Below are 21,781 nucleotides of genomic sequence, written 5' to 3'. Positions count from 1 at the left end.
AGGAGTACAATACATCTTAAACAGTTGAATAAAAAAGGATGAAGGATAGGGCCTCATCGGTTAAAGTTGAAGTTGCGGACAACAACTCAACGAGAGGGGGCCAAATCCTTCATGAGCAAGAGTATAACACAGGACATGGCGTATCGGTAATCTCTAATAAAGTACACAGAGAAATACGGCGTCAGTCGCGCCAGCCGGAAGTACAACAAAAGCCGGTCATATATCTACTTCTGGAAGGCCCGTTGGGATGGAACCGTGGGATCGCTGGCCTGTCAGTCCCGGCGGCCGCACGGCCATCCCAATCAGCACACAGATGCAGAACTGAAACTAATCCGCAATATGCGCCGCCGCAATCCAGATCTGGGCATGGTGGAGTTGTGGCATCGACTGCGGCTGCGAGGCTATACCCGCCGTCCGGAGAGCTTGTTCCGAGTCATGCGCAAATTGGGGCTATTTCCTGATGCTTCAAAGAAAAAAGTGTATAAACAAAAGGCTTATGAGCAGATGACCTATCCCGGCCAGCGGGTCCAGGTGGACGTAAAGGTGGTGTCCCGCAAATGTATTGCAGACTCGCAACTCCGCCTCTACCAGTATACTGCCATTGACGAGTTTACCCGCCTGCGATTTCTGGCTGCCTATCCAGAGCAAACCACCTTTTCTTCCTCGGATTTCCTGAAAAAGTTGTTCAAGTGGTACGCTCGCCGAGGCATTCGGGTGGAATGCGTCCAGACGGACAACGGTTTTGAGTTCACTAACCGCTTTTCCAACAGCAGGCGGGATCTGCCCACCCTGTTTGAGGTCACCGCTGCCGAGCTGGGCATCCGGCATAAGCTCATCCGTCCCTACACCCCACGACACAACGGTAAGGTGGAGCGTAGCCACCGGGAGGATCAAAAGCGTTTCTATTCTTCCCACTGCTTTTACTACCTCCAAGACTTCACAAGACAGCTTGCCGTCCATAACCGCCGCTCCAACAACTTTCCCATGAGGTCCCTGGGTTGGCTTTCTCCTTTAGAGTTTTCTGTCCAATATGTTTGCCAAACCTACATAACTTCGATGTTCACTTCGTAAATTTCAAGGTTAAAGTTACCAAAGTTTGTCATAAATAATTATTTAATTTGCGCAATTCTATCATGCTGAGAAAAGGCGGGTGCAGATGAAAAACAGGCGCTATGACAGAAATGCAGGCATGGGAAACAGGGGCAGCCCTCCAAGACTGTCCCCAACGCCAATATAAGCCGTTATATCAAAGCCGATCCATGAAGAACCGGAACAGCATATTCGCTGTTTTCCAGTTCAGAATCCTGCGCGGGTAGTTGTTGATCCACTCCTCTATCTCCGCTACCTGCTTCTGCGTCACCTTGGACAGGTCAGTCCCCTTGGGCAGGTGGCGGCGGATCAGCTTGTTTGCATTCTCGTTGCTGCCGCGCTCGCAGCTGCGATGGGCATGGCAGTAGTAGACCTTAGTCCGTGACTTGCGCTTGCGCAGCACAGACTTTTCCATGCCGCAAAAGTCGGAAAATTCCATGCCGTTGTCCACCGTGATCGTCCGGAACACCTTGGAAAATTTCTCAGCCCCCATGCTGCGCTCCAGCACATTCAGGGCACGGACTACGCTGGCGGCGGTGCGGTCGCGCATAAGCATGATGATCTCCTTGCGGGTCAGCCGTTCGGTCAGCACAAGCAGCGTCGGCGTGAGCTTTGCCTTTTTGGACTTCGAGGTATAGACCGTATCCATTTCCCAATGCCCGAAAGAATTGCGGAGATCAACTTCCGCAGGACGGTGCTCGATGCTGGTGCCGGCAGACGTGCGTTTCTGCTTCTTGTTTTTCTTGCCGCCCCTTATCCGGTAGCCTTTCTGAAACGGCAGGTGCTTCGGCAAAATATTCAGTACGCTGCCCTTGATGTAACTGTAAAGCGTGACCGTGGAAATGGAAGCCGTGTACGGCTTGCCGCTTGCGCGGACCGCTGCAAGCGCCGCAGCGGGAGAAAAATGCTTTTTCACGATCAGCGTTTCAAGGTCGTTTGCCAGTTTGAAGTCGTTTCCAATTTTCAACTGGGGGCCTTTTGCCGCCAGATTTTCACGGCAGCGGCGCTCCGCCTGCTCAGGCGAGTACCGCACTTCCGTGGTGAGGTCGGAGTTGGTATGGACATACTGCCCGCGCTTCAGTTCCTTCACAATGGTCACATGGCTGCACCCAATGACGCCCGCAATTTCCCGCGTTGTTGCGCCGCGCAGCCGCATCCGTTCTATAATCAGCCGGTGGTCCCATTTCAGGTGCTGCCCCTTATGCCACCGCCGCATTGAATTCCCCTTTTTGTTGTGCTTCACTATGTATCCCTCCACGGTATGTTGTGCATTTAGGATTATATCATAAAAACAGCAAAAACGCTTTATCGCTTTAATAGATTATATCGTAAAAATGCAATGAAATTCTTGTGAAGAATTACAAAAGGAAAAAACAGCCGCCGCCTTGACAGCCGCCGTCTTATCTGATGTAATAGCAGCAGGAACTAAAAAAGAACAAGGGAATGTGATGATGATGCAGAAAAAAGGAACATACCGGAGATGCTGCCCGGATACTATTTTGTGTATGAGCTGCGCCCGGATCAGGCATACGGCGTCAGCGGGATAGAGGTCGCTGTGCAGTATGTAAAAGACCCCGCAAACGGGAATATGCTCGGGGACGTTTGGATCAGGAACCTGGACACGCGCCCGGACATGAAAATCCTTGCCGCATATATCAGCACGGAGCGCGGCAGCACGCGCAGGGAGACAGAGCTGAAACTGCTGCGTGAAGTGGAGCAGTCTGAGGAGTTTGCCGAAGCATTGGCAACCTATACGCAGATGCTTGGGGCGCTGCCGCTGTATGACGGGTAAGTCCCCTCCAGAACACCAGTTGAATACCGTCAACGCACCGGAAAACCGGTGCGTTACTTTTTTGCCCAGAAGCAGGAAATTATCATACACTGTGTATGATAATGCTGTGATTTTGTGAACATTTTGTAAACAATGAAGAAAACCACCCTAACACACCCCCCTTATAGAGCTATATATAGAGGCTTTTTTACCGGCGCACTTTTTGGAAGCCTCTGCTGTACCTTGAAAACCGAACAGCATGGGTGTGCTCCTGAGAAGCAAGCACCGGGTAGTTGCAGACCGTTAGAGGATAGGAAGAGCAACAGCGGGCGATGGCGGCTGAACACCATCGCAAAAAAATCCAAAGACAACGGAGGTGAACAGGGTGACAACCAATGAACAGCTGCACCGGATAGACAGCGATATTGCCCGGTATCAGGGGAAGGTCAAAGCGCTGCAAAATAAAATCGTGCAGCTTGGGGAAAAGAAAAAGAAACTGCAGGAGCGTGCGCTGTTGGAGCAGCTGAGCGAGCTTGCGCCGGACTATGCGCAGGCGGAGCAGCTGTTGGTGCGGCTGAAAGCGGAACAGAAAAGGAACAGCATGGCGGACAGGGACGGAGGTGTGAGCCATGACGGCGTCGGGCAGCAGGATCACGGATGAGCAGCTGGAGCAGGCGCGCGGCGCGGACCTGTTATCGTTTTTGCAGCAGTACCAGCCCGGCGAACTGAAACGGATCGGGCAGTCCTGGACGCTGCGTTCGCATGACAGTATGCGCATCTCAGCGGACGGGCGGTGGAACTGGTTTTCACAGGGCGTCGGCGGCGGCGACGCGATCAGTTATCTTGAAAAAGTGCATGGCATGACCTTTCAGGAAGCGGTGCGGACGCTGGCGGGCAATGCATACCATACGCATCCCGGGACAGCCCCGGCAGCGCGCGAGCCGCCGCCGCGTACACCGTTCGAACTGCCGCAGAAAAACAGGGACAGTCGCCGTGCGTTTGCATATTTGTGTGCGCGCGGCATAGACCCTGGGATCATCAGCCACTGCATGAAGCGCGGTCTGATCTACGAGGACGCAGCGCATCACAACGCTGTGTTCGTAGGGCATGATGAAGCAGGCACAGCGCGGTATGCAATGCTGCGCAGCACAGCATCAAACTCCGGTTTCAAAATTGAACAGGCCGGCAGTGATAAAAGCTGCGGCTTCTGCATGAAAGGCAGCGGGCAGACACTCTATGTCTGCGAAGCCGCGATAGACGCGCTCTCGGTCGCAACGCTGCGTAAACTGGGCGGCAGGGACTGGCGGAAGGACAGCTATCTTTCTTTGGGCGGCGTTACCGCGTCCAAAGAAATACTGCCGCCCGCGTTGGAACGGCAGCTGAAGAATTTCCCTTTTAAGCGGATCGTCCTTGCGCTGGATAACGACGATAAGGGGCGGCAGGCGTCGCAGAATATTTTCAGGCTGCTCAGGGAGCGGCATCCGGAAATTGAACTGAAAGTCTGCGTGCCGCAGGAAAAGGATTTCAACGACCAGCTCCGTGTTAAGCTTCAGCAGAATGCGCAGCCGCCGCCTTCGCGCGAGACGCGCGAAATTGCTTTAGCTAACTAAAAACTTGTGCATTCGCAAGCATAGCATTTGGCTATCCAAATGCAGCTTGTTAAGGGGCAAAGCCCCCTAAAACCCCCAGACGGACGGAACGGAGAGAAAAACAAAATGCGGAAACGTTCAAATCAAATCATTATCCGATTGGATAGTGAGGAACTTGCATTGTTAAAAGAAAAAATTGCAGTAACGCACCTGTCAATGTCGGAGTATTTTCGCCGGATGCTCACCAGTTCCGAGGTAAAAACTATCCCGCTGGAAGTGCTGCGGGATGTGCAGAAACAGGTGCGCGGCGTTGGCCGGAATGTAAACCAGATCGTCAAGCTGGCGCATATCTCCGGCAACGTGCCAAGGGAAGCGTTGGCAAAGCTCGCGGCAGAACAGGAAAAAATCGAAGGACAGTTGGAGCGCCTGATGTAATGGCAGTGCTGAAGGTATACGCGATCCGTTCGCGTTTGGACGACCGAATTAAGTATACGCTCAATCCGCAGAAAACCTACTGCAAGGGATTCCCTAACCTCAACGGTCTGCCCGATACATTGACAGATGCAGTAAACTGCTTTTGCGATGACGCCTATGAGCAAATGACCCGCACAAAACAATATTTTGGGAAAGAAGATAAAGTGCTGGGTTATCTTTTTATCCAGTCCTTCAAACCGGGAGAAGTAACGCCGCAGCAGGCGCATGAAATTGGGCTGGAATTTGTGGAGCGATGCTTTGGCGAACGGTTTGAAGTGGTGATCGGGACGCATACGGACCAGCCCCATCTACATAATCACATCATCGTCAATTCCGTGTCGTTTGTGGATGGCCGCAAGTACCGTTCCACGCCGCAGACTCTCTATGAACTGCGCGGCATATCGGACGAAATCTGCCGCGCGCATGGATTGTCCGTGATCGATGCGCCCCGCGTCAAAGCCGGGAAGCATTATGCGGAGTGGCGCGCGGAACAGGAGAACCGCCCCACAGTCCGTGGGATGATACGGGAGGACATTGATATTGTCATCGCGCAGGCGCATACGCTGAACGAATTCTGGGATATGCTGCGCGCACGCGGGTATGAGATCCGCATCAACGACCGGCGGAAATACATCACAGTCCGCCACCCGCAGGCGGCGCGGTTTATCCGCCTGCGGTCGCTGGGGGAAGAATACATCCCCCGGCGCATTGCAGAGCGCATCGAGGCGCAGCGCGGCGTGGTAGACCGGAATATCCGGCAGCTCCGCACGCAGTGGCAGGACGGGCGGCAGCGGAAAAAATACCGCGTGCAGCCGCATACCCCCGCGCCCAGGAGCAGGAAAAAACTGCGCGGTTTCCGGGCGCTGTACTGGCGGTACCTCTACATGCTGGGCAAAGTGAAAAAACGCAAAGCGCCGCGCTATGTACGCGGCGAGCTGATGGCGGAACTCAAAAAGCTGAACCGGTATGCCGCGCAGTATTATTTCCTGCGGGACAATCATCTGCAAACCGCAAAAGATGTGTCCATGTATGCGGATGCACTGGCAAACGAAGTGGATATCCTGACAGACCGGCGCGCACGGCTGTATGCAGACCTACGCAGGCCGGGGGCGGAGGAAAAGCAGATCCGCAGCATGGCCGGGCAGATCACAAATACGCTGCGCGACCTGCGAAAGCAGCAGCGCATTTGCACCGCAATACAGAATGCCGCCCCGGCAATGGAAGCAAAGCTGGCGGCAGCGTTAAAAGAAGAAAAAACAATCCACGCGAAAACGATGGGAGGAAAGCAATATGAATCCAGAAAGCGCGGCGGCGGACCAGATGCTCCGCATGGAACTCATGGTGACCGAATCCGCAGTGAAGCTCGCAGCGAAGGGCGCGGTCAATCTCGCGGCGCTTCTCGTGGCGGTGCTCCGCAACGAGAAGCAGATCGCGGGAAAGACGGATATTGAGAAGATAATCCAATCCGGCACGCCCACCAGTTTTCCGCTGGCAGCAGGAAAAATGCAGGAATTCATAAAAACTGCAAAAGAGCATGGCGTGATGTGCGCTTTTGTCCGAGACCCCAAAAATCCGGATACAGTGGACGTCATTGTACGGGAAGAGGATGCAAAGCTGGTAAACATGGTGCGGGAGAAAGTTGGTGCTACGGCAGAGGTGAGTGAAAAAAACGCGGAAACCGGTCCGTCCGAAAGCGCATTGCCGACATCCGGCAGTGGGACGCAGCACGGACCGGAATCAACGATGACGCAGATGATGCAGGGGACGCCGGCTCAGGCCGCGCCCCGGACGAGTACAGCTGCTACAATTGACCGCGCGCAGGCGGAGCGGATGCTGTCCAGCCTTACCGGCATCCGCTCCGCGATGGAGCAGGGTGCAAACCCGGAAGAATGCCGGGCGGTGCTCCGCGCGGTGCAGGATGAGCTTGCCCGGGCGCTCGGCATGCCGGAGCGCAGCGGGGACAAAACAGCGGACAGGCAGGCTGCGCCGCGCCGCGATGGCAGACAGTCCGTAAAAGAGAAAATCGCAGGGATCAGGGAGCGCGCCGTCCATGAACCGCAGCACTTAAAGCAGCCAGGCAAACACATTGCGAGACCGAAACTGCCAAAGACACCGGACAGATAACAGGAGATGAGGAAAATGAAGATCAGGATATTTTGCGCGTCCGCCGCCTTGCTGCTTGCCTGCGCATCACCGGTGCAGGCGCTCGCGGCGGATGCCGCCCCCGCTGCACAGCCAGAAACGGTCGCTGCTGCCGAGAGCGGCATGGCAAAAACGGATGCAAAAACCGCCGAGGAAAAAACCACGGCGGAAATACAAACGGAGCCGGCTTACTATCCGGTAGACGTGCAGATGAGTTCGGACGGCCTTACCTGCAAAAAGATCTACGATGTGCCTAAAACTGTATCGCCGGATCAAATTCCGCAGGAGGAATTTGACCGCGGCGGGATGCACTATGTGCTGGAGGATATCCTACGCATTGAAATGCCGGATATAGACCGTAAGATGCACTCGGAAACTGTGACAGTATCCTCTACGTCGGACAATTCCAACGATGTGATGGCGCTGCTGCCGAAAAGCAAGCCGGTCACAACAGATGATGGCTACAGCGGCACGGCATATCTGGATGTTTCCAGTATCTCCACAAAAGCGGCGGGTACGGAAAGCGTGTCCGAGCCGTTATCCGCAACGCGGGAATATCCCAATATGCCGGAAATGGATATGACGGATATCCCCAAAACGATTGAGGATAACGGTCACACGCTGACATTCAGTGATATCGAATGGACGCCTGAAACCGAGGAAACAGACAATCTCGGTACAATGGAAACTACCTATACAGCAGTTGTGACCTATACCGGCACTGCTACCTCCAGCCGCACGACGGGCTATACGGTGACGGCCACCTATGCGGGCGAGGTATCGCACCGGAACAACGACTGTATGCGGTATATCGCGGTTTTCCGCGGCGAACCCATTGTGATTGAGCCGGAAGAGGATCTCACGCCGCCTGACCTGACCGGCATTCTGCCGCAGGGACAGGATGCGCAGCCGCTGGAGGAAGGCGCAGGAAGCGTGCCGGTCAGCTGGGTGCTGTGCGCCGTGTTTGGTATTTTGATGATGATTTTTGCGCTCCGTCCCCCTGCGTGCAGGCGCATGATGGCGCAGATGCAGGCCATGGCGGCGCAGGCGCGGGACAAAGCGCAGCAGACGATGAAGGAAACGGAGATGAAATTGCGTGAAAGGCAAAAACAGAAACGGACCGAAGAGGAAGAACTGCGGCAGGCACAGTACATCTTTGGACCTTTGGAGAAGATCAAAGCCGCGATCCGCAGCCGCAGGCAGCGGAAAGCAGAGCAGGCTGCCATGCTTCTGGCTGCACCGCCGGAAGAGGAATGGGCTGATGCGGAGGAATGGGCGGGAGAGCCGGACGCCGCTGAACAGGCCGGACAAACCCAGCCGCCTCCGGAACCCGTGCAGGACGGGGATGCTGCACCCGCCGGTCCGCCGCGCGCTGTGCGGGATGATGGCGATGGCGATGATGAGTACCCCGGCCTGGGCGGCTAATCTTTCGTATACATACGATGCGCCATCCAGCGGCAACTTTGGCAAGCCGACATCAACCGAGCCGGTGACGGTAATCGGTGACGATGAGGTTAATGTCAACATCAGCAAAGACAGTGCCTTTGTGCCGCCCGAATTCGGGTCTGCTTCTGCGGATGTGCTGGGCACAGGTGAACTGCTGACGCCGGATATTTCAGGTGTAGAGCCGATGTTCCCGCACAGTACACAGGCCGGTTTTACGCCGGGTGTGACGGAAAACGGCACAGTGACAGGCGGCAGCGGCACGATCGTCATGCCGCCTGATGTTGAGGGCAGTACGGTGAGCAGCGAGCCGATTTACGACAATACCACAACCGGCGGTATGGGCGGCTATACAGGTGGCGGCGCGGATGCTGCCATTGGGTCGGGCTACACCCCAGTGGACGGTATGGCCTATGCAGACGGCAGTATCGGCACGCTGTCCATCCCTGCGCTCGGTGTGACAAAGAAAGTGTACGACGGCGAAACGGTAAGCAACCTGCGGCTGGGTGTGGCGCACTTTGAAGGCACCAGCGCATGGGACGGCAATGTTGGGTTCTGCGGCCACAACAGAGGCAGCTACGGTTATTTCGCTGGAATCTGGAACCTGCCTGCCGGCTCGAAAATCACCTATACGACCGTGTATGGCACCCGCACCTACGAGGTTTACAGCGTGCGCAAGATCTCCAAGTATGAGGTTGACGTCCTCAACCCCACGAATGAAAACATCCTGACGCTTGTCACCTGCGTACCCGATCAGGCGCAGACCTACCGCTGGTGCGTACAGGCGGCTGCGGTGTGACCATGCGGCCGTAACGGGCAAAACCGCATCGGATTTTTAAAGTTATCCACAACCTGTGATTTGTTCAATATATCTGATAAAACACGCAAAAACAATTGTTAAAGCATATATTTTGTTTTAATTATATGTGCTTCCATTGACGGTTTCGCAAGCGTCTGCTATAATAAAAATATCAAAAGAGAGATAAAAGCCAGACCGGAACGGAGGTTTTCAGATATGAAAAAGAACATTATTGCAGCGACGCTCAGCGCGGCTATGGTAGCCGGCTTAGTACCGTTTGCTGGTGCTGCCAATGCGGTAGCAGCTGTTCCCACCCGTGAAAAAGGGCAGACGGTTTACGTCGATAACACCCGCGTCTATCCTACGGGCTACAATATAGCGGACAACAATTATTTCAAACTGCGCGATATTGGTACGCTCGTAGGCTTCGGCGTGGAGTGGAACGGCGAGACGCAGACCGTTGAGATCAGCACAGCGCGCATCACCCCCAGCACCGAGGGTATCTCGGACACGGCGGCAAGCGGCGCGGTGGCTAAGATCAGCGACCAGCGTATCACGGTGGATGGCGTACAGGTCAACATGACCGCCTACCAGATCGACGGCAACAACTATGTGAAGCTGCGCGACATCGGCAAGCAGGTGAATTTCGGCGTGGGCTATGACAATGCGACGGCAAGCGTCCGCATTGACACGGATGCGCCGTACACGGAAAGCACAACGTCTGCCAGCGGCAGCGCCATCACGAAGTGGAACAAAACCATGGCAGAGTTTAATCAGGCCATGATTAAATGCAACTGGGATAAGAGCAAATACCTCACGACCGCCAAGCAGTATGCGCCGATCATCACGGGCAAATCGAACGGCACGGTAGAGGACGTTATCGCCGCGCTGGACGCGATGACCGGCGCGCCTGTGGATGCAGTATCGTTCGACGATAATCCGGTAAACATGTTCTGGGCGAACGAGCTGCGCAAGGCGCTGGGTCAGGAAGTCACAAGCGGCAGCGATAACAACGATACTCCGGCTGTAACCGAAGAAATGCTCCGTGCTTGGGAACTGAAAATGGTAGAGGCCATCAATGAGGAGCGCCGCAAGGCCGGTGTTGCTGAGCTGGAAATTGACCCCAATATCATGCAACGAGCGCAGTGGTGGGCAAAGCATCTCACCACGGAGTTTAGACATACCACATGGGATGAAATTGAAGAATTTGCTGACAGCATTGGTGTTTCTGCCAACGATATTGCAGGTGGCGAAAATATTACAGGCGGAAGCAGTGATTTTAATAATGTTGTAGAACGGCATATGAATAACTTCATGACTTCCGAAGGCCATCGAAATACATTGCTGGATAAGGATTTTACCAGAATAGGTATCGGATATGCAGTAGGATCGACAGGAAGCATTTATTGTTGTCAGGTATTTGCTTAATGTAAGTAAAAATTAGGGATAAAGAGCGATTAGGTTTTCTCCTAATCGCTCTTTTCTTTTAATCAGATCATGAAAAAAGTGAATATTCATCAGCGTGCGCCGCCTTTCATCCTTGAAAGGCGGCTTTTTTTTATTCCAGACAAAGGAGAGGAAAAAATGATACGGAACTTATTCAAACGGGTTACGGCAGGCGCATTGTCCGCCCTTACCCTCCTCACCAGCGCGCCGCTGGCCGGTGCAGTGGACAGCGGGATCATGCCGCTGGCGGAGGAAGATAACAAAGCGTCCGCTATTACGATCAACGTAGGCGAAGTGTACAACATTGCAGACCGCGGCGTGCATAAAGCATGGTTCCAGCAGAACGGCGCGCCGCGCAATGTCTGGCCCATGTTTACCACCGCGTCAGACGGCACGGAGATCCGCGCATACTGCGCAGATCACAGCAAGGGCAACCCGGGTACGGGCGGTATGCCGTATACCGTTACCAGCCGCGTATCGGACATGCACGTGTACGGCGTAGCCGTGCGCAGTGACGCCCGCATGACGCTGGACACATTTATCTCCTTCGCGGGTGCGCCCATTACCAAGGAGAACTTCACAGCGGATATGTATTTCAGCGCGTCACAGGCGGCGATCTGGTGCGCACTGGGAGACGCGCAGATTGCGGCCAACAATAACTTCGGCGTGAGCTACGTCAGCTCCACATCGCTTGGCTACCGCGCTGCCGGCAAGACGCTCAGCGCCAGCTCCACATCCGAAGCGCTGACGTTGTTTGCCGCTATTAAAATGCTGGAGTATGGTAATGAGTTCTACAACACTTGGGGGCCAAATGGTAAAGGCCATGCACCATGGGTTGGTGCTACCATCAATTACACGCCCGGCAATACCGAATACGCCCCCGCCGCACAAAAGACCGGTACGATCGACATCGGCGGCAGCATCGTATCTGGTGGTACGTTTGCGGAGAAGCAGATTGATGGCCAGACATACATGGTACTGCCTATGGCGGCGGCTTCTGCTACGTTCGTGCGCGGCAACCAGATTTTCGTCCGCGCGGACAACGTGCCGTCTGGCGCGTTCCTCATGGATGCGCAGGGCAATAAAAGCATAGATGACAGCGGCTCGCAGCGTCTCACGCTGTCCAATGTTACCAGCAATAAGGAATTATACAAGAACGGCAACGACATGGCCTATGGCGAGACGTTCCTGTTCTGCATCCCCAAAGCAACCGCTGAACAGATGGACGCGGCCAGCACGCCGTTGGAGACCCAGTTTTTTGTCAGCATGAACGCAGACCGATATAACGTGTATTCGGCCAGCACTACCAGTTCGGGCGTGCAGCCGGTCATCATGGTGGAACCGGCGGTGCAAAAATTGAGTGCATCAGTTGGTTTTGCAGAGCAAGATACAACGGATGATAAAGTACGGCTTCGTGTGCTAAAAACAGATGAGAACGGTGCACCGCTGGCAGGATGCACGTTCCAGATCACTTACGCAGGAATTGAAAAACCACGTGAGGCCACAACAGATGGTAATGGCGAAGCGGTGTTTCCAGAGCTACCACTGAATACCGATGTAACCGTTAAGGAAACCGCAGCGCCGGAGGGCTATCAGCTGCTCCCGTCCAAGGTCATCAACACGGGCAGCAAGGGCGGTACAGTGGAATACACCTTTGCCAACAGCGATGACCACGTTTTCAAGGTGCATAAGACCAGTTCGGCGGATAACCGCAACCTGATGGGCGCAAAATTCGAGGTCAAGGGCATTGACAACGATTTTGTCAACACTTACACCACGGACGCGCTGGGCGAGTTCACAATCCAAGGCCGCGACCTGCCTACCGGCTCTTTTGAAGTGTATGAAATCGCAGCACCGGAAGGCTACGCCACGGATGGTGCCGACATTCAGACCTTCAGCTGGGATAATACCCGTGATGTAACGCTTACTTTCAAGAATGCGCCGCTGCCCGGTATCCAGATCTACAAGTACGACAAGGACAGCAAGGAGCCGCTGGCGGGCGCTACCTTTGAGATCCGCCGCGACGGTCAGGTGCTGCAGACGGTCAAGACCGACGTCAACGGCTATGCCAAGGTCTACAATCTTCCCAAGGGCTTCTATCAGGTGGTTGAGGTAGAACCGCCGCAGGGCTACTTAAAGGACGAAGTAGAGCATGAGGTTTACATTGACCCGTCCGCAGACCCCACGCAGATCATCCGCGAAGTCAACGTCCCGAACACGAAGAAACTGTCCATCCGCATCATCAAGCAGGACAAGGATACCAAAGTCCCCCTGCAGGGCTGGAAGTTCGATGTGTACTACAATGACGCCAAGCTCACTTCTGTTACCACAGACGAGAACGGCGAAGCCATGATCGAAAACCTGCAGCCCGGTACATACCGTGTTGTTGAGGTAGACGGTGATAAAGAACACTACAATCTGGATGCCCCGGAGCAGACTGTAGAGCTGATTCGCGATCAGGCGGAGATTCCCACGCTGATTTTCCAGAATACCATTAAGAAACACTTTGGTATTTACAAGATCGACGAGGAAACGCACAAGCCGATTCAAGGCGTCACCTTTGAGATCTGGAAAGACGGTAAGCTGCTGGGCAACTACACCACGGATGAAAATGGCCGTATCTGGCTTCCGTATGCAGAGCCGGGTACTTATCAGGCCAAGGAGGTCGTAACTGATCCACGGTACATCATCAATGAAAAGACGTTTACGATTGAGAATAACAGTGAATACCCGACGTTCTTCACGATTCCCAATACCCGCAAAAAGGATATTATCGTAAAGAAGATTGACCTTGATACCGGCAAACCGATGCAGGGTGTTGTATTTGAGGGCTTCAAGGACGGCAAGAGCATCGGTATGTTCACGACCGGCCCGGACGGCACGTTTACCATTGACTATGCAGACCCCGGCACATACAAATTTGTGGAACGGCATACGTTGGCTGGGTATGAACTGAGTACGGTCGTGCTGGAGGGCGAACACACGACAGACCGCGATCTGGTGCTGACGCTGGACAACGTCGAGCAGAAATCTTTCATTGTGAAAAAGATCGACAGCGAGACGAAAGAGCCGCTGGCAGACGTACAGTTCAAAATCTGGCGGGATAGCGTGCTGCTGGGCGATTACACCACGGATGAAAATGGCCGCATTGAGATCAAAAATGCGCCCGCAGGCACTTACAAAGTGCAGGAAGTCAAGACTTTGAAAGAGTACATCCTGAACGATGAAGTGCTGGAGATCGAGCATACGACGGTCAAGGACACCGAGCTTACCGTGGAGAACACCAAAAAGCCCGGTCTGCTCATTCAGAAGATTGATGCAGAAACACGCAAGCCGCTGAAAGATGCGGTATTCAAGCTGACCAAGGCAAATGGTGATGTGGTCAAGGAGGATATTATCACCGGCGAGGACGGTACTGCGTTCGTTGAAGGGTTGGAAGCTGGAGACTACATTGTAACGGAAATCACCGCTCCGGGCGGCTACCTGATCGACGATACACCGCACTCTGTTTCGCTGGAGGAGGGTAAAACCTATACCCTGACGCTGGAGAACACCAAAAAGCCCGGTCTGCTGATCAAAAAGATCGACAGCCAGACGAAGAAGCCGCTGCAAGGCGCTGTATTCAAGATCACACGCGGAGACGGCTCGGTTGTGCGTGAAAGCGTCACGACCGATGCGGACGGTGTAATCCATCTGCCGGAGCTGGATACCGGCACATACATCATCACAGAGATCTCCGCGCCGGACGGCTATGCCATCGACGAAACACCCAAGACGGTTGAAATCCGTGCCGGACAGACCTATGAGGTCACGTTCACCAACACGAAAAAGGGCGGTTTCACCATTAAGAAGATCGACGAGGATACCCGTCAGCCGCTAAAAAATGCCGTGTTCAAGATTACTAAGTCCAATGGTGAGTTTGTTAAGGAAGCCGAAACCGACGCAAACGGCGTTATCACGCTGGACGGTTTACCGGAAGGCAGCTATATCGTGACTGAAATCAAAGCGCCGGACGGTTACATCCTGCAGGACACGCCTAAGACCTTTGAGATCAAAGACGGCGGCAGTATGGAGCTGGTATTCACCAACAAAAAGGCATACGGTTTGCAGATTCGCAAAATCGTAAAGGACACTGGCGAAGCACTACCGGGTGCAAAATTCCGTGTGGAAAAAGCCACGGGCGAACTGGTCGGCGAATATACGAGCAATTCCTCCGGCCTGGTCAACATTTCCGGTCTGGAGGACGGCGTGTATGTCGTGACCGAGATCAAAGCGCCGGACGGCTACCGGTTAGACAGCACATCCAAAAACGTTATTGTGAAAGCCGGGGAGCTGGCCACGGTTGAATTTGAGAATGCGAAGATGTCCAGTGTGCGCATTAAGAAAATTGATGCGGTGACGAAAAAAGGCATCCCCGGCGTGCGGTTTATCATCAAAGACGCGCACAAGAACCTGATCGGCGAGTACACCACGGACAGTGACGGATACATTGAGTTGGAGAAGGAATTGGAAGAAGGAAAATATTATGCCGAAGAGGTGCAGGCGGCTCCCGGTTACATCCGCGATGAGCAGGAACGCACATTCCGTGTGTCCAAGGGCGAAACGACGGAAATCGTATGGGAAAACACGCCGCAGCAGGGCCAGATCCAGATCACAAAGAAGTCCAAGGACGATAACCCGATCAACGGCCTGCCAGCCGGCACCCTCCTGCAGGGCGCGACTTTTGAGATCTACGATAAGGCAGGCAACGTCGTGGACACCATTGTGAGCAACGAGCGCGGCGTCGCAGTTTCCAAGCTGCTGCCGCTGGGACGCTATACGGTCAAAGAGACAAAAGCGCCGCCGTACTATGGCGCATCCGGTGAAACCTTTGAAGCGGAAATCGAGTTCCCCAGCCAGATTGTGCGGCTGGAAGTGCTCAATGAGAGCGTGTACACCAATGTCTCTATTGCAAAGAGCGGCCCGAAGCAGGTTGTCCCCGGCCAGCCGATCCACTGGACGGTGTCGCACATCGCAAACAATTCCACGGTGCAGCTCCAGTCGTTCTACTGGCGCGACACGCTGCCGTATCAGGCGGTGACGCTGGACAAGATCGTGACCGGCACATACAACGCGCGGCTGAGTTACAAGATCGTGTACCGCACGAACCTGGACCGCGATTACCGTACGCTCGCGGATAACCTGTCCACGGCGCAGAACCGCACCATTCAGGCCAACCCCACCGTGCTCGGCCTCAAGTCCGGCGAGGTCGTAACAGATTTCATGTTTGTGTTCGGCAATGTCCCCGCAGGTTTCCGCTGCGTGGAAAACCCGCATGTCTATGGCACGGTACGTTCATCCGTTGCCGGCACGGCGTTTGTCAATAAGGCGGACGTCGGCGGGCTGCACAACCAGCAGTGGATCATGTCCAACGACGCATGGACTACGACAATATACCGGGTTACAAAGCCCGTCCTGCCGCAGACAGGCTGGTAATGCTGCCAGCATAAGCCCCCATATACGGGCGCATGGTTCACTATGCGCCCATATTTTATTTCAGAAAAAAAGGAGTATGCGTTATGAGCAAAAAGAGGATCATCAGCACGGTGATGTCCGCGGCATTGGCGCTCAGCCAGACCGCTGCGGCGTTTGCAGCAGGCCAGCCGCTCCCCGGCGATGGGACGCCCCCGCCGGCGTCCGTTGCAGCGGCCCCCGGCGGCAGTACGGAGGGATTGACCGTGATGCAGTCCGATGAAAAGACGGAGCGTATCGTCACCGCGCAGAACGGCACAGGGTATACCGTCTCGTCTGTAGGACGCCATGTGATTGGCGTGGAGGACAGCAGCAAAACCTTTGTGTTTGCGCCGCAGGAGGGGTACGACCTGACGCGGCTCGTGCTTACGGACGAGACATACACGGATTATGCGGATGTGGGGAAAATGGACAGGGAGCTGTCCCTGAACGGCGCGGCCTATCCCATCCGATACGAAAGCAAGATCGACGCACAGGGAACGAGCGTGATCCGCGCAACGGTTTCCATTCCTGCAGCACAGGATGACATCACGTTATCTGCAGAAGCCGTCAGCTCGGAATACACGGTTACAGCCACATCACAGAGCGGCGCAACCGTATCGTCTGGTTTGACCAAGCTGGGCAAGGGCGAAGCCTACACCATGACAGCCAGGCCGGACGGCAATCTGTATTGCATTACCAGAGCAGACCTGACGATTGGCCAAAACAAGACCATCGTCGCGCTTTCCAAAGGTTGCGATGTGCAGTCGCAGGGATACCGTTTCACCATGGACGCTGAGGGTATGCTGACTGTGTACTGCGGTGGCGTCACCAGCCCGGCTGCAATCGAGCTGAAAACAGCTGAGCGCGAGCCGGACAGTGATGAGGTGCTGGTTACAGTCCATGCCGGGCGTGGCATCAGCAGCGAGGTGTCCAAGGATATCGTCAAAAAAGGGAGCAATTACACGGTGTCTTTTTCCGCAAACCGGGGCTATGCCATCGACGCGCTGACCCTTGAAGCGGATGGAAAAACTGCGTACAGCACCCCGAACACCAATACGGTGTTTGTCGGGACAAACGCATACCGCGTATCCGGCAGCGGCAGCGCCTGCACGGTATACCTTACCGATCTGCAGAGCAATATCACCGTGAGCGCAGAGAGCGTCTATGACAGTGATAATCTGCTGGTGACAACCTCTGCCGGTACCGGGGTGAAGATCGACAAGAATTGCGGCAGCAGCGTAGAGGTTGGCACGGATGTAGATTTTGATATTTATGTCACGGACGAAGATAAGTACGAGCTTGACCGTATTACGCTGCAAATTGGCGATAGCAGCCAAACCGTAGATGCAGATGAGACTTCGATCCGCGTCAGCGGCGAAACATACCGCATGACCACCGATGAGGATGGTGTTACGCATCTTTATGTGACCGATATTGATAAGCCGGTGCGTGTATCTGCGACGGCAAGCCGAATCAATACCAGCCACAGTGTAACAATCCAAAAGTCGAACAATTTGACGATCAGCAAAAATACCGGCTCGACCGTATCCCATGGCAAGGATGTGAAATTCACCATCAAGCCGGATAGCGGTTATACGGTCGATACTGTGACGCTGAAAATCGGCTCCAAATCCGAAACGGCCTATGCGGGCGCATCTATCATTGCCGTTGATGGCATCGCATATGACATGGAGCGCAGCAATAACGGCACGGTGACTGTCTATGTGGATAATGTCCGTGCGGATGTAACCATTTCGGCAGAAGCGGAAAAGGTTTCCTCCGGCAGCGGTTCGAATGGGAAGATTTCCATTGACCGGTCTGTAAGGTCGCCGTTTTTCATTGGGTATGGCACGCAGTTCCATCCGGAGGATAATATGACGCGCGCAGAAGCGGTGCAGCTGCTCGTCCGTATGACGGACGCAGACGCGGATGCGGATTATCCCCCTGCCGGCTTCAGCGATGTGCAGACGGATGATTACTACACGGATGCGCTGGACGCTTTTGTGTACGGCGGCGTCGTTGACGTGGATACCTCGTACTTCCGGCCCTATGCGTCGGTCACCCGTGCGGAATTTGTGGAAATGATGTACCGCCTCGACACGACCGGCGGTTATAAAGGCACGGCACGGTTTTACGACGTGTACGCCGGGACGCCGGAAGCGGACGCCATTGCATACTGCGCCGGCCGCGGCTGGGTAAATGGCTATCCGGACGGCACATTCCGCCCGGATGCGCCGATCACCCGCGCGGAAGCAGCGGCAGTGGTCAACCGCGTGATGGGGCGCACGCTTGCGTCCAGCGACCTGTCCGGCGTCTATTACACGGATGTGCCGCAAGGCCACTGGGCGTATGCTGACATTATGACCGCGTCCAGCTACCAGAGGTAACTGCCATGCGTCCAGATCAGAACACTACGCCGGGCGCAGCCCTATGGGTGGCGCTGGGCATCCCTGTGCTGTGGTTCGGGCTGCTATGCGGCAGCGCGGCAGCGCCGGGGCGGTCAGTCGGCGAATGGCTGGATGCGCTGACACAGTGTATGGATACGCCGTTCCATATTGTGATCAATGAGTACAGCCTGCGGGCTGTACTCATTGCCTTACTGGTTTATCTGGTGGCCGTGCTGCTGTTCGTGGATGGGCAGGGCAAGCGCCGTCCGGGAAAGGAGTACGGTTCTGCGGTATGGGGCAAGGCAAAACAGGTTTGCGCAAAGTACCGGTATCACGCCAAATTTATGGAGCGCCTGAAAGCGCGGATATCGAAGATTGCCGCTTTCTTCCGTTCCCTCCCCGTGCGCTTGCATATCAAGCGGCCCACGCCGGAAGAACAGGAAAAGATGCAGGCGGAAAAGGCCCTGCGCCTGCCGTGTGATATGAATTTCCCCTTAACACAGAATGTGTGCATCGGGCTGGATGTTTACCGCCATCAGCGCAATTTGAACATCTGTGTGGTAGGCGGTTCGGGCGCGGGCAAGTCGCGTTCGCTCGCAAAGCCGGGGCTGATGCAGGCCAACTGTTCCTATATTGTGTGCGACCCCGCGGGCGAGCTGCTGCGGGACTGCGCGCCGCTGCTCCTGAAGCGCGGATATGACATTAAGGTGTTCAACCTCTCGGACAGGCGGCGCTCAGACTGCTATAACCCATTTGACTATATCCACTCTGATGCGGATGTGATCCGGTTGGTTACGCTGCTGATCCGCAACACCACACCAAAGGGCGCAAACAGCAGCGACCCGTTTTGGGAGAAGGCGGAAACCGCGCTGATCACCGCGCTGATGCTGTACCTTTACCACGAAGGCGCGGAGGAAGATAAAAACTTCGGCACGGTCATGTACCTGCTCAACAATGCGGAAGCTGCGGAAGAGAAAGGACCCCAAAGCCCCACAGACCAGTTGTTCCTGCAGCTGGAAGCGGAAAAGGGCGAGAACCATATTGCCGTGCAGTATTACAAGCCGTTCCTTACCAGCCCGGAAAAGACACGCGATACGATCCGCCAGATGGCAACCTCCCGTCTTGCGTATTTCCTGCTGGACGAGATGCAGGACATCACGGATACAGACGAGATGAATTTCGCATCCCTTGGCGAACGCAAACGCGCGATCTTTGTTATCACGCCGGTCAATGACAAGTCGTTTAATTATCTGGTCAGCATGCTATATATGCAGGCATTCCAGGAGCTGTACGAATGTGCGGAAAAGAAGCACGGCGGCAGACTGCCGGTACACGTCCGGTTCCTGATGGACGAGTTCGCAAACGTGCCGCTGCCGGAGGATTTTGAGCAGACGCTTTCCACCTGCCGGAAATACAACATTTCCTGCACGATCATCCTGCAAAACATCGCGCAGCTCAAGGGGATGTATAAGGATACATGGGAGAACGTCACAGGCAACTGCGATACCTTCCTCTATTTGGGCGGCAACGAGCAGGTGACCCACAAATATGTGTCAGAACTGCTTGGCAAAGAAACCATTGATACGCGCACAACCGGTGAAACGCGCGGGAGCCACGGTTCGTTTACGCGGAATTACCAGCAGACCGGCCATGACCTGATGACCCCAGACGAGGTGCGCGGGCTGGACAACAAATTCGCGCTGCTCTTTATCCGCGGCGAGCATCCGGTATGCGATTTCAAGTATGACCTGACGCGCCACCCTGCGCTGGCGCTGACTGCGGACGGCAAAGCAAAACCCTATATACCGCCGCTGCGTCACCCAATCCGCCCATCCGCACAGACAGATGGATGGAAAGCGGGGAAAGAAATGGTAGACGGCATTGAATTTGAGTATTTTTCCATCTGAAACAAAAAGGAGAATTTTGCTATGAAAAACCGTATGAAAAAACTGGCGATGCTTCTCGCAAGCAAAAAAGCATATGACCGCACGCGCAGCCTGTACCGCAAAGGCGTTTTGGCTGCGTCTGTTGCCTGCTTTGCCGTAATCCCCGCGTTCGCCGCCGACCCGCTGAGCGCGATCAACCAGCTTTCGGATTTCATCTTTGCGCTCATCAAGGCGGTTGGCCTGATGGTATCCGGCTGGGGCGTGCTGCAGGTCGGTATGTCGATCCAGTCGCACGACCCGTCCCAGCGCACACAGGGTATCCTGTGTCTGGTAGGCGGCCTGCTGATCATGTTCGCAAAGGACATCCTGGACCTTATCACCGGCGGCTGACAGCAAGAATGGAGTTGAAGAAAAACTATGTGGGCGTTAGATGTACTGGAGGGCGCGCTCGGGACATGGAACAGCTACATGGCACAAATCTGGGATATTGTCACGCAGTCGCCCAAAGAATTTATGGGCGGCGCGATATGGCCTGCCATCGAGCAGATATTCTCTGTGCTGCAAGGTATCGGGTATGGCCTGCTCATCCTGTTCTTTGCGATGTCCTTCTTTAAGCAGTCCACCTCGTTCCGGGAGCTCCGGCACCCGGAACAGGTGTTCCGCCTGTTCCTGCGCTTTGTCCTCGCGCAGGCGGCGATCACCTATGGGCTGGAAATTATCAATTTTATATTCGAGGTCACCGGCGGGATCACTTCTTCCATAGCAGCGAGCCTTGGCAGCCTGCATGAAGTAGCTGCCACACTGCCGGATGAAATACGGACGGCGGCGGAAGACGCCAACATCATCCAGAGTGTGATTTCAGGGGTCGTAGGGCTGGTTTTTACCGGCATTGTTATCTGCCTGTCCATGATGATGCTGACAAAAGTATATGGGCGGTTTTTCCGCGTATACCTGTATGTCGCGCTGGCGCCGCTGCCGCTTTCCGCGTTTGGCGGCGAACTGACCAGCCGGCACGGGCGCACCTTTATCCAGAGCTTTATCGGTGTTTGCCTGGAAGCTGCTGTTGTTGTGCTGGCGTGTATCGTGTATTCCGCTTTTATATCAAGCAACGAACTGCCATCGGTCGATTTTGGTGATGGCAGCATCGGTATGATGGTGGGTTACATGGCCGGCGTGATATTCCAGATGCTGATTTTGCTGGGTATCGTCAGCGCGGCGGACCGTGTTGTGAAAGATATGCTGGCATTGTAAAGAAAAGAAGA

At 54.8% G+C, this 21,781-nt stretch carries 16 protein-coding genes; 15 read left to right on the top strand and 1 reads right to left on the bottom strand.

The window, feature by feature from the left end; genetic code table 11:
* Window positions 1–255 precede the first annotated feature (255 nt).
* A complete protein-coding gene (locus ACTQ3V_RS03015; protein WP_441466189.1) occupies window positions 256–1,071 on the top strand; it encodes a DDE-type integrase/transposase/recombinase in 816 nt (271 codons plus the stop codon).
* Between the two features lie 175 nt (window positions 1,072–1,246).
* Here the strand turns inward: ACTQ3V_RS03015 and ACTQ3V_RS03010 are convergent, their stop codons facing one another.
* Entirely contained in the window at window positions 1,247–2,305 is a 1,059-nt protein-coding gene (locus ACTQ3V_RS03010; RefSeq protein ID WP_441363894.1) for an IS30 family transposase, read from the bottom strand.
* Window positions 2,306–2,569: 264 nt separating this feature from the next.
* Here ACTQ3V_RS03010 and ACTQ3V_RS03005 point away from each other — a divergent pair, with 264 nt between their 5' ends.
* The 14 genes from ACTQ3V_RS03005 (at window position 2,570) to ACTQ3V_RS02940 (ending at window position 21,770) form a co-directional block, all read left to right on the top strand.
* Complete coding sequence (locus ACTQ3V_RS03005; RefSeq protein WP_441466188.1) at window positions 2,570–2,881, top strand: hypothetical protein; 312 nt, start codon at window positions 2,570–2,572, stop codon at window positions 2,879–2,881.
* 364 nt (window positions 2,882–3,245) lie between these two features.
* Complete coding sequence (locus ACTQ3V_RS03000) at window positions 3,246–3,521, top strand: hypothetical protein (protein ID WP_441466187.1); 276 nt, start codon at window positions 3,246–3,248, stop codon at window positions 3,519–3,521.
* Entirely contained in the window at window positions 3,490–4,470 is a 981-nt protein-coding gene (locus ACTQ3V_RS02995) for a DUF3991 and toprim domain-containing protein (RefSeq protein ID WP_441466186.1), read from the top strand. Before ACTQ3V_RS03000 ends, ACTQ3V_RS02995 begins: the two co-directional genes overlap by 32 nt.
* A 105-nt stretch (window positions 4,471–4,575) precedes the next feature.
* On the top strand, window positions 4,576–4,884 hold the full coding sequence (locus ACTQ3V_RS02990; protein ID WP_441363873.1) for a plasmid mobilization protein: 309 nt from the start codon (window positions 4,576–4,578) through the stop codon (window positions 4,882–4,884).
* Window positions 4,884–6,374: a relaxase/mobilization nuclease domain-containing protein gene (locus ACTQ3V_RS02985; RefSeq protein ID WP_441466185.1), complete on the top strand. Its 1,491-nt coding sequence runs from the start codon at window positions 4,884–4,886 to the stop codon at window positions 6,372–6,374. The genes ACTQ3V_RS02990 and ACTQ3V_RS02985 overlap by 1 nt, the downstream gene beginning before the upstream one ends.
* Complete coding sequence (locus tag ACTQ3V_RS02980; RefSeq protein ID WP_441466231.1) at window positions 6,262–7,047, top strand: DUF3801 domain-containing protein; 786 nt, start codon at window positions 6,262–6,264, stop codon at window positions 7,045–7,047. Before ACTQ3V_RS02985 ends, ACTQ3V_RS02980 begins: the two co-directional genes overlap by 113 nt.
* Before the next feature lie 15 nt (window positions 7,048–7,062).
* Window positions 7,063–8,490, top strand: coding sequence for a hypothetical protein (locus ACTQ3V_RS02975; protein WP_441466184.1), 1,428 nt, complete (start codon window positions 7,063–7,065; stop codon window positions 8,488–8,490).
* Window positions 8,456–9,307: a class D sortase gene (locus tag ACTQ3V_RS02970; protein ID WP_441466183.1), complete on the top strand. Its 852-nt coding sequence runs from the start codon at window positions 8,456–8,458 to the stop codon at window positions 9,305–9,307. Before ACTQ3V_RS02975 ends, ACTQ3V_RS02970 begins: the two co-directional genes overlap by 35 nt.
* Window positions 9,308–9,523: 216 nt before the next feature.
* The gene (locus tag ACTQ3V_RS02965; protein ID WP_441466182.1) at window positions 9,524–10,735 is read left to right on the top strand and encodes a CAP domain-containing protein; all 1,212 of its coding nucleotides are present in this window, start codon (window positions 9,524–9,526) and stop codon (window positions 10,733–10,735) included.
* 156 nt (window positions 10,736–10,891) lie between these two features.
* Window positions 10,892–16,228, top strand: a complete 5,337-nt coding sequence (locus ACTQ3V_RS02960; RefSeq protein WP_441466181.1) for a SpaA isopeptide-forming pilin-related protein — start codon at window positions 10,892–10,894, stop codon at window positions 16,226–16,228.
* 83 nt (window positions 16,229–16,311) lie between these two features.
* Complete coding sequence (locus ACTQ3V_RS02955) at window positions 16,312–18,633, top strand: S-layer homology domain-containing protein (protein ID WP_441466180.1); 2,322 nt, start codon at window positions 16,312–16,314, stop codon at window positions 18,631–18,633.
* A 5-nt stretch (window positions 18,634–18,638) separates the two neighbouring features.
* The gene (locus ACTQ3V_RS02950) at window positions 18,639–20,540 is read left to right on the top strand and encodes a VirD4-like conjugal transfer protein, CD1115 family (RefSeq protein WP_441363880.1); all 1,902 of its coding nucleotides are present in this window, start codon (window positions 18,639–18,641) and stop codon (window positions 20,538–20,540) included.
* A 21-nt stretch (window positions 20,541–20,561) separates the two neighbouring features.
* Entirely contained in the window at window positions 20,562–20,909 is a 348-nt protein-coding gene (locus tag ACTQ3V_RS02945; RefSeq protein WP_441466179.1) for a hypothetical protein, read from the top strand.
* Window positions 20,910–20,936: 27 nt separating this feature from the next.
* Window positions 20,937–21,770 carry a VirB6/TrbL-like conjugal transfer protein, CD1112 family gene (locus ACTQ3V_RS02940; protein ID WP_441466178.1) on the top strand — a complete coding sequence of 278 codons (834 nt, stop codon included), beginning with the start codon at window positions 20,937–20,939 and terminating at the stop codon, window positions 21,768–21,770.
* Window positions 21,771–21,781: the final 11 nt, after the last annotated feature.

The sequence above is a fragment of the Candidatus Agathobaculum pullicola genome (assembly GCF_052117205.1).
GTDB classification, from domain to species: Bacteria; Bacillota; Clostridia; order Oscillospirales; family Butyricicoccaceae; genus Agathobaculum; species Agathobaculum pullicola.
Note: the sequence above shows the minus strand (reverse complement) of the source record. Positions and strands in the feature narration are given on the sequence as shown.

What these genes read in the sequence shown, in the direction of transcription:
- ACTQ3V_RS03010 (WP_441363894.1), bottom strand. Translation starts at nt 2,305, where the DNA reads ATGCGGCGGTGGCATAAGGGGCAGCACCTGAAATGGGACCACCGGCTG.
- ACTQ3V_RS03005 (WP_441466188.1), top strand. Translation starts at nt 2,570, where the DNA reads ATGCTGCCCGGATACTATTTTGTGTATGAGCTGCGCCCGGATCAGGCA.
- ACTQ3V_RS02995 (WP_441466186.1), top strand. Translation starts at nt 3,490, where the DNA reads ATGACGGCGTCGGGCAGCAGGATCACGGATGAGCAGCTGGAGCAGGCG.
- ACTQ3V_RS02990 (WP_441363873.1), top strand. Translation starts at nt 4,576, where the DNA reads ATGCGGAAACGTTCAAATCAAATCATTATCCGATTGGATAGTGAGGAA.
- ACTQ3V_RS02985 (WP_441466185.1), top strand. Translation starts at nt 4,884, where the DNA reads ATGGCAGTGCTGAAGGTATACGCGATCCGTTCGCGTTTGGACGACCGA.
- ACTQ3V_RS02980 (WP_441466231.1), top strand. Translation starts at nt 6,262, where the DNA reads ATGGTGACCGAATCCGCAGTGAAGCTCGCAGCGAAGGGCGCGGTCAAT.
- ACTQ3V_RS02975 (WP_441466184.1), top strand. Translation starts at nt 7,063, where the DNA reads ATGAAGATCAGGATATTTTGCGCGTCCGCCGCCTTGCTGCTTGCCTGC.
- ACTQ3V_RS02970 (WP_441466183.1), top strand. Translation starts at nt 8,456, where the DNA reads ATGGCGATGATGAGTACCCCGGCCTGGGCGGCTAATCTTTCGTATACA.
- ACTQ3V_RS02965 (WP_441466182.1), top strand. Translation starts at nt 9,524, where the DNA reads ATGAAAAAGAACATTATTGCAGCGACGCTCAGCGCGGCTATGGTAGCC.
- ACTQ3V_RS02960 (WP_441466181.1), top strand. Translation starts at nt 10,892, where the DNA reads ATGATACGGAACTTATTCAAACGGGTTACGGCAGGCGCATTGTCCGCC.
- ACTQ3V_RS02955 (WP_441466180.1), top strand. Translation starts at nt 16,312, where the DNA reads ATGAGCAAAAAGAGGATCATCAGCACGGTGATGTCCGCGGCATTGGCG.
- ACTQ3V_RS02950 (WP_441363880.1), top strand. Translation starts at nt 18,639, where the DNA reads ATGCGTCCAGATCAGAACACTACGCCGGGCGCAGCCCTATGGGTGGCG.
- ACTQ3V_RS02945 (WP_441466179.1), top strand. Translation starts at nt 20,562, where the DNA reads ATGAAAAACCGTATGAAAAAACTGGCGATGCTTCTCGCAAGCAAAAAA.
- ACTQ3V_RS02940 (WP_441466178.1), top strand. Translation starts at nt 20,937, where the DNA reads ATGTGGGCGTTAGATGTACTGGAGGGCGCGCTCGGGACATGGAACAGC.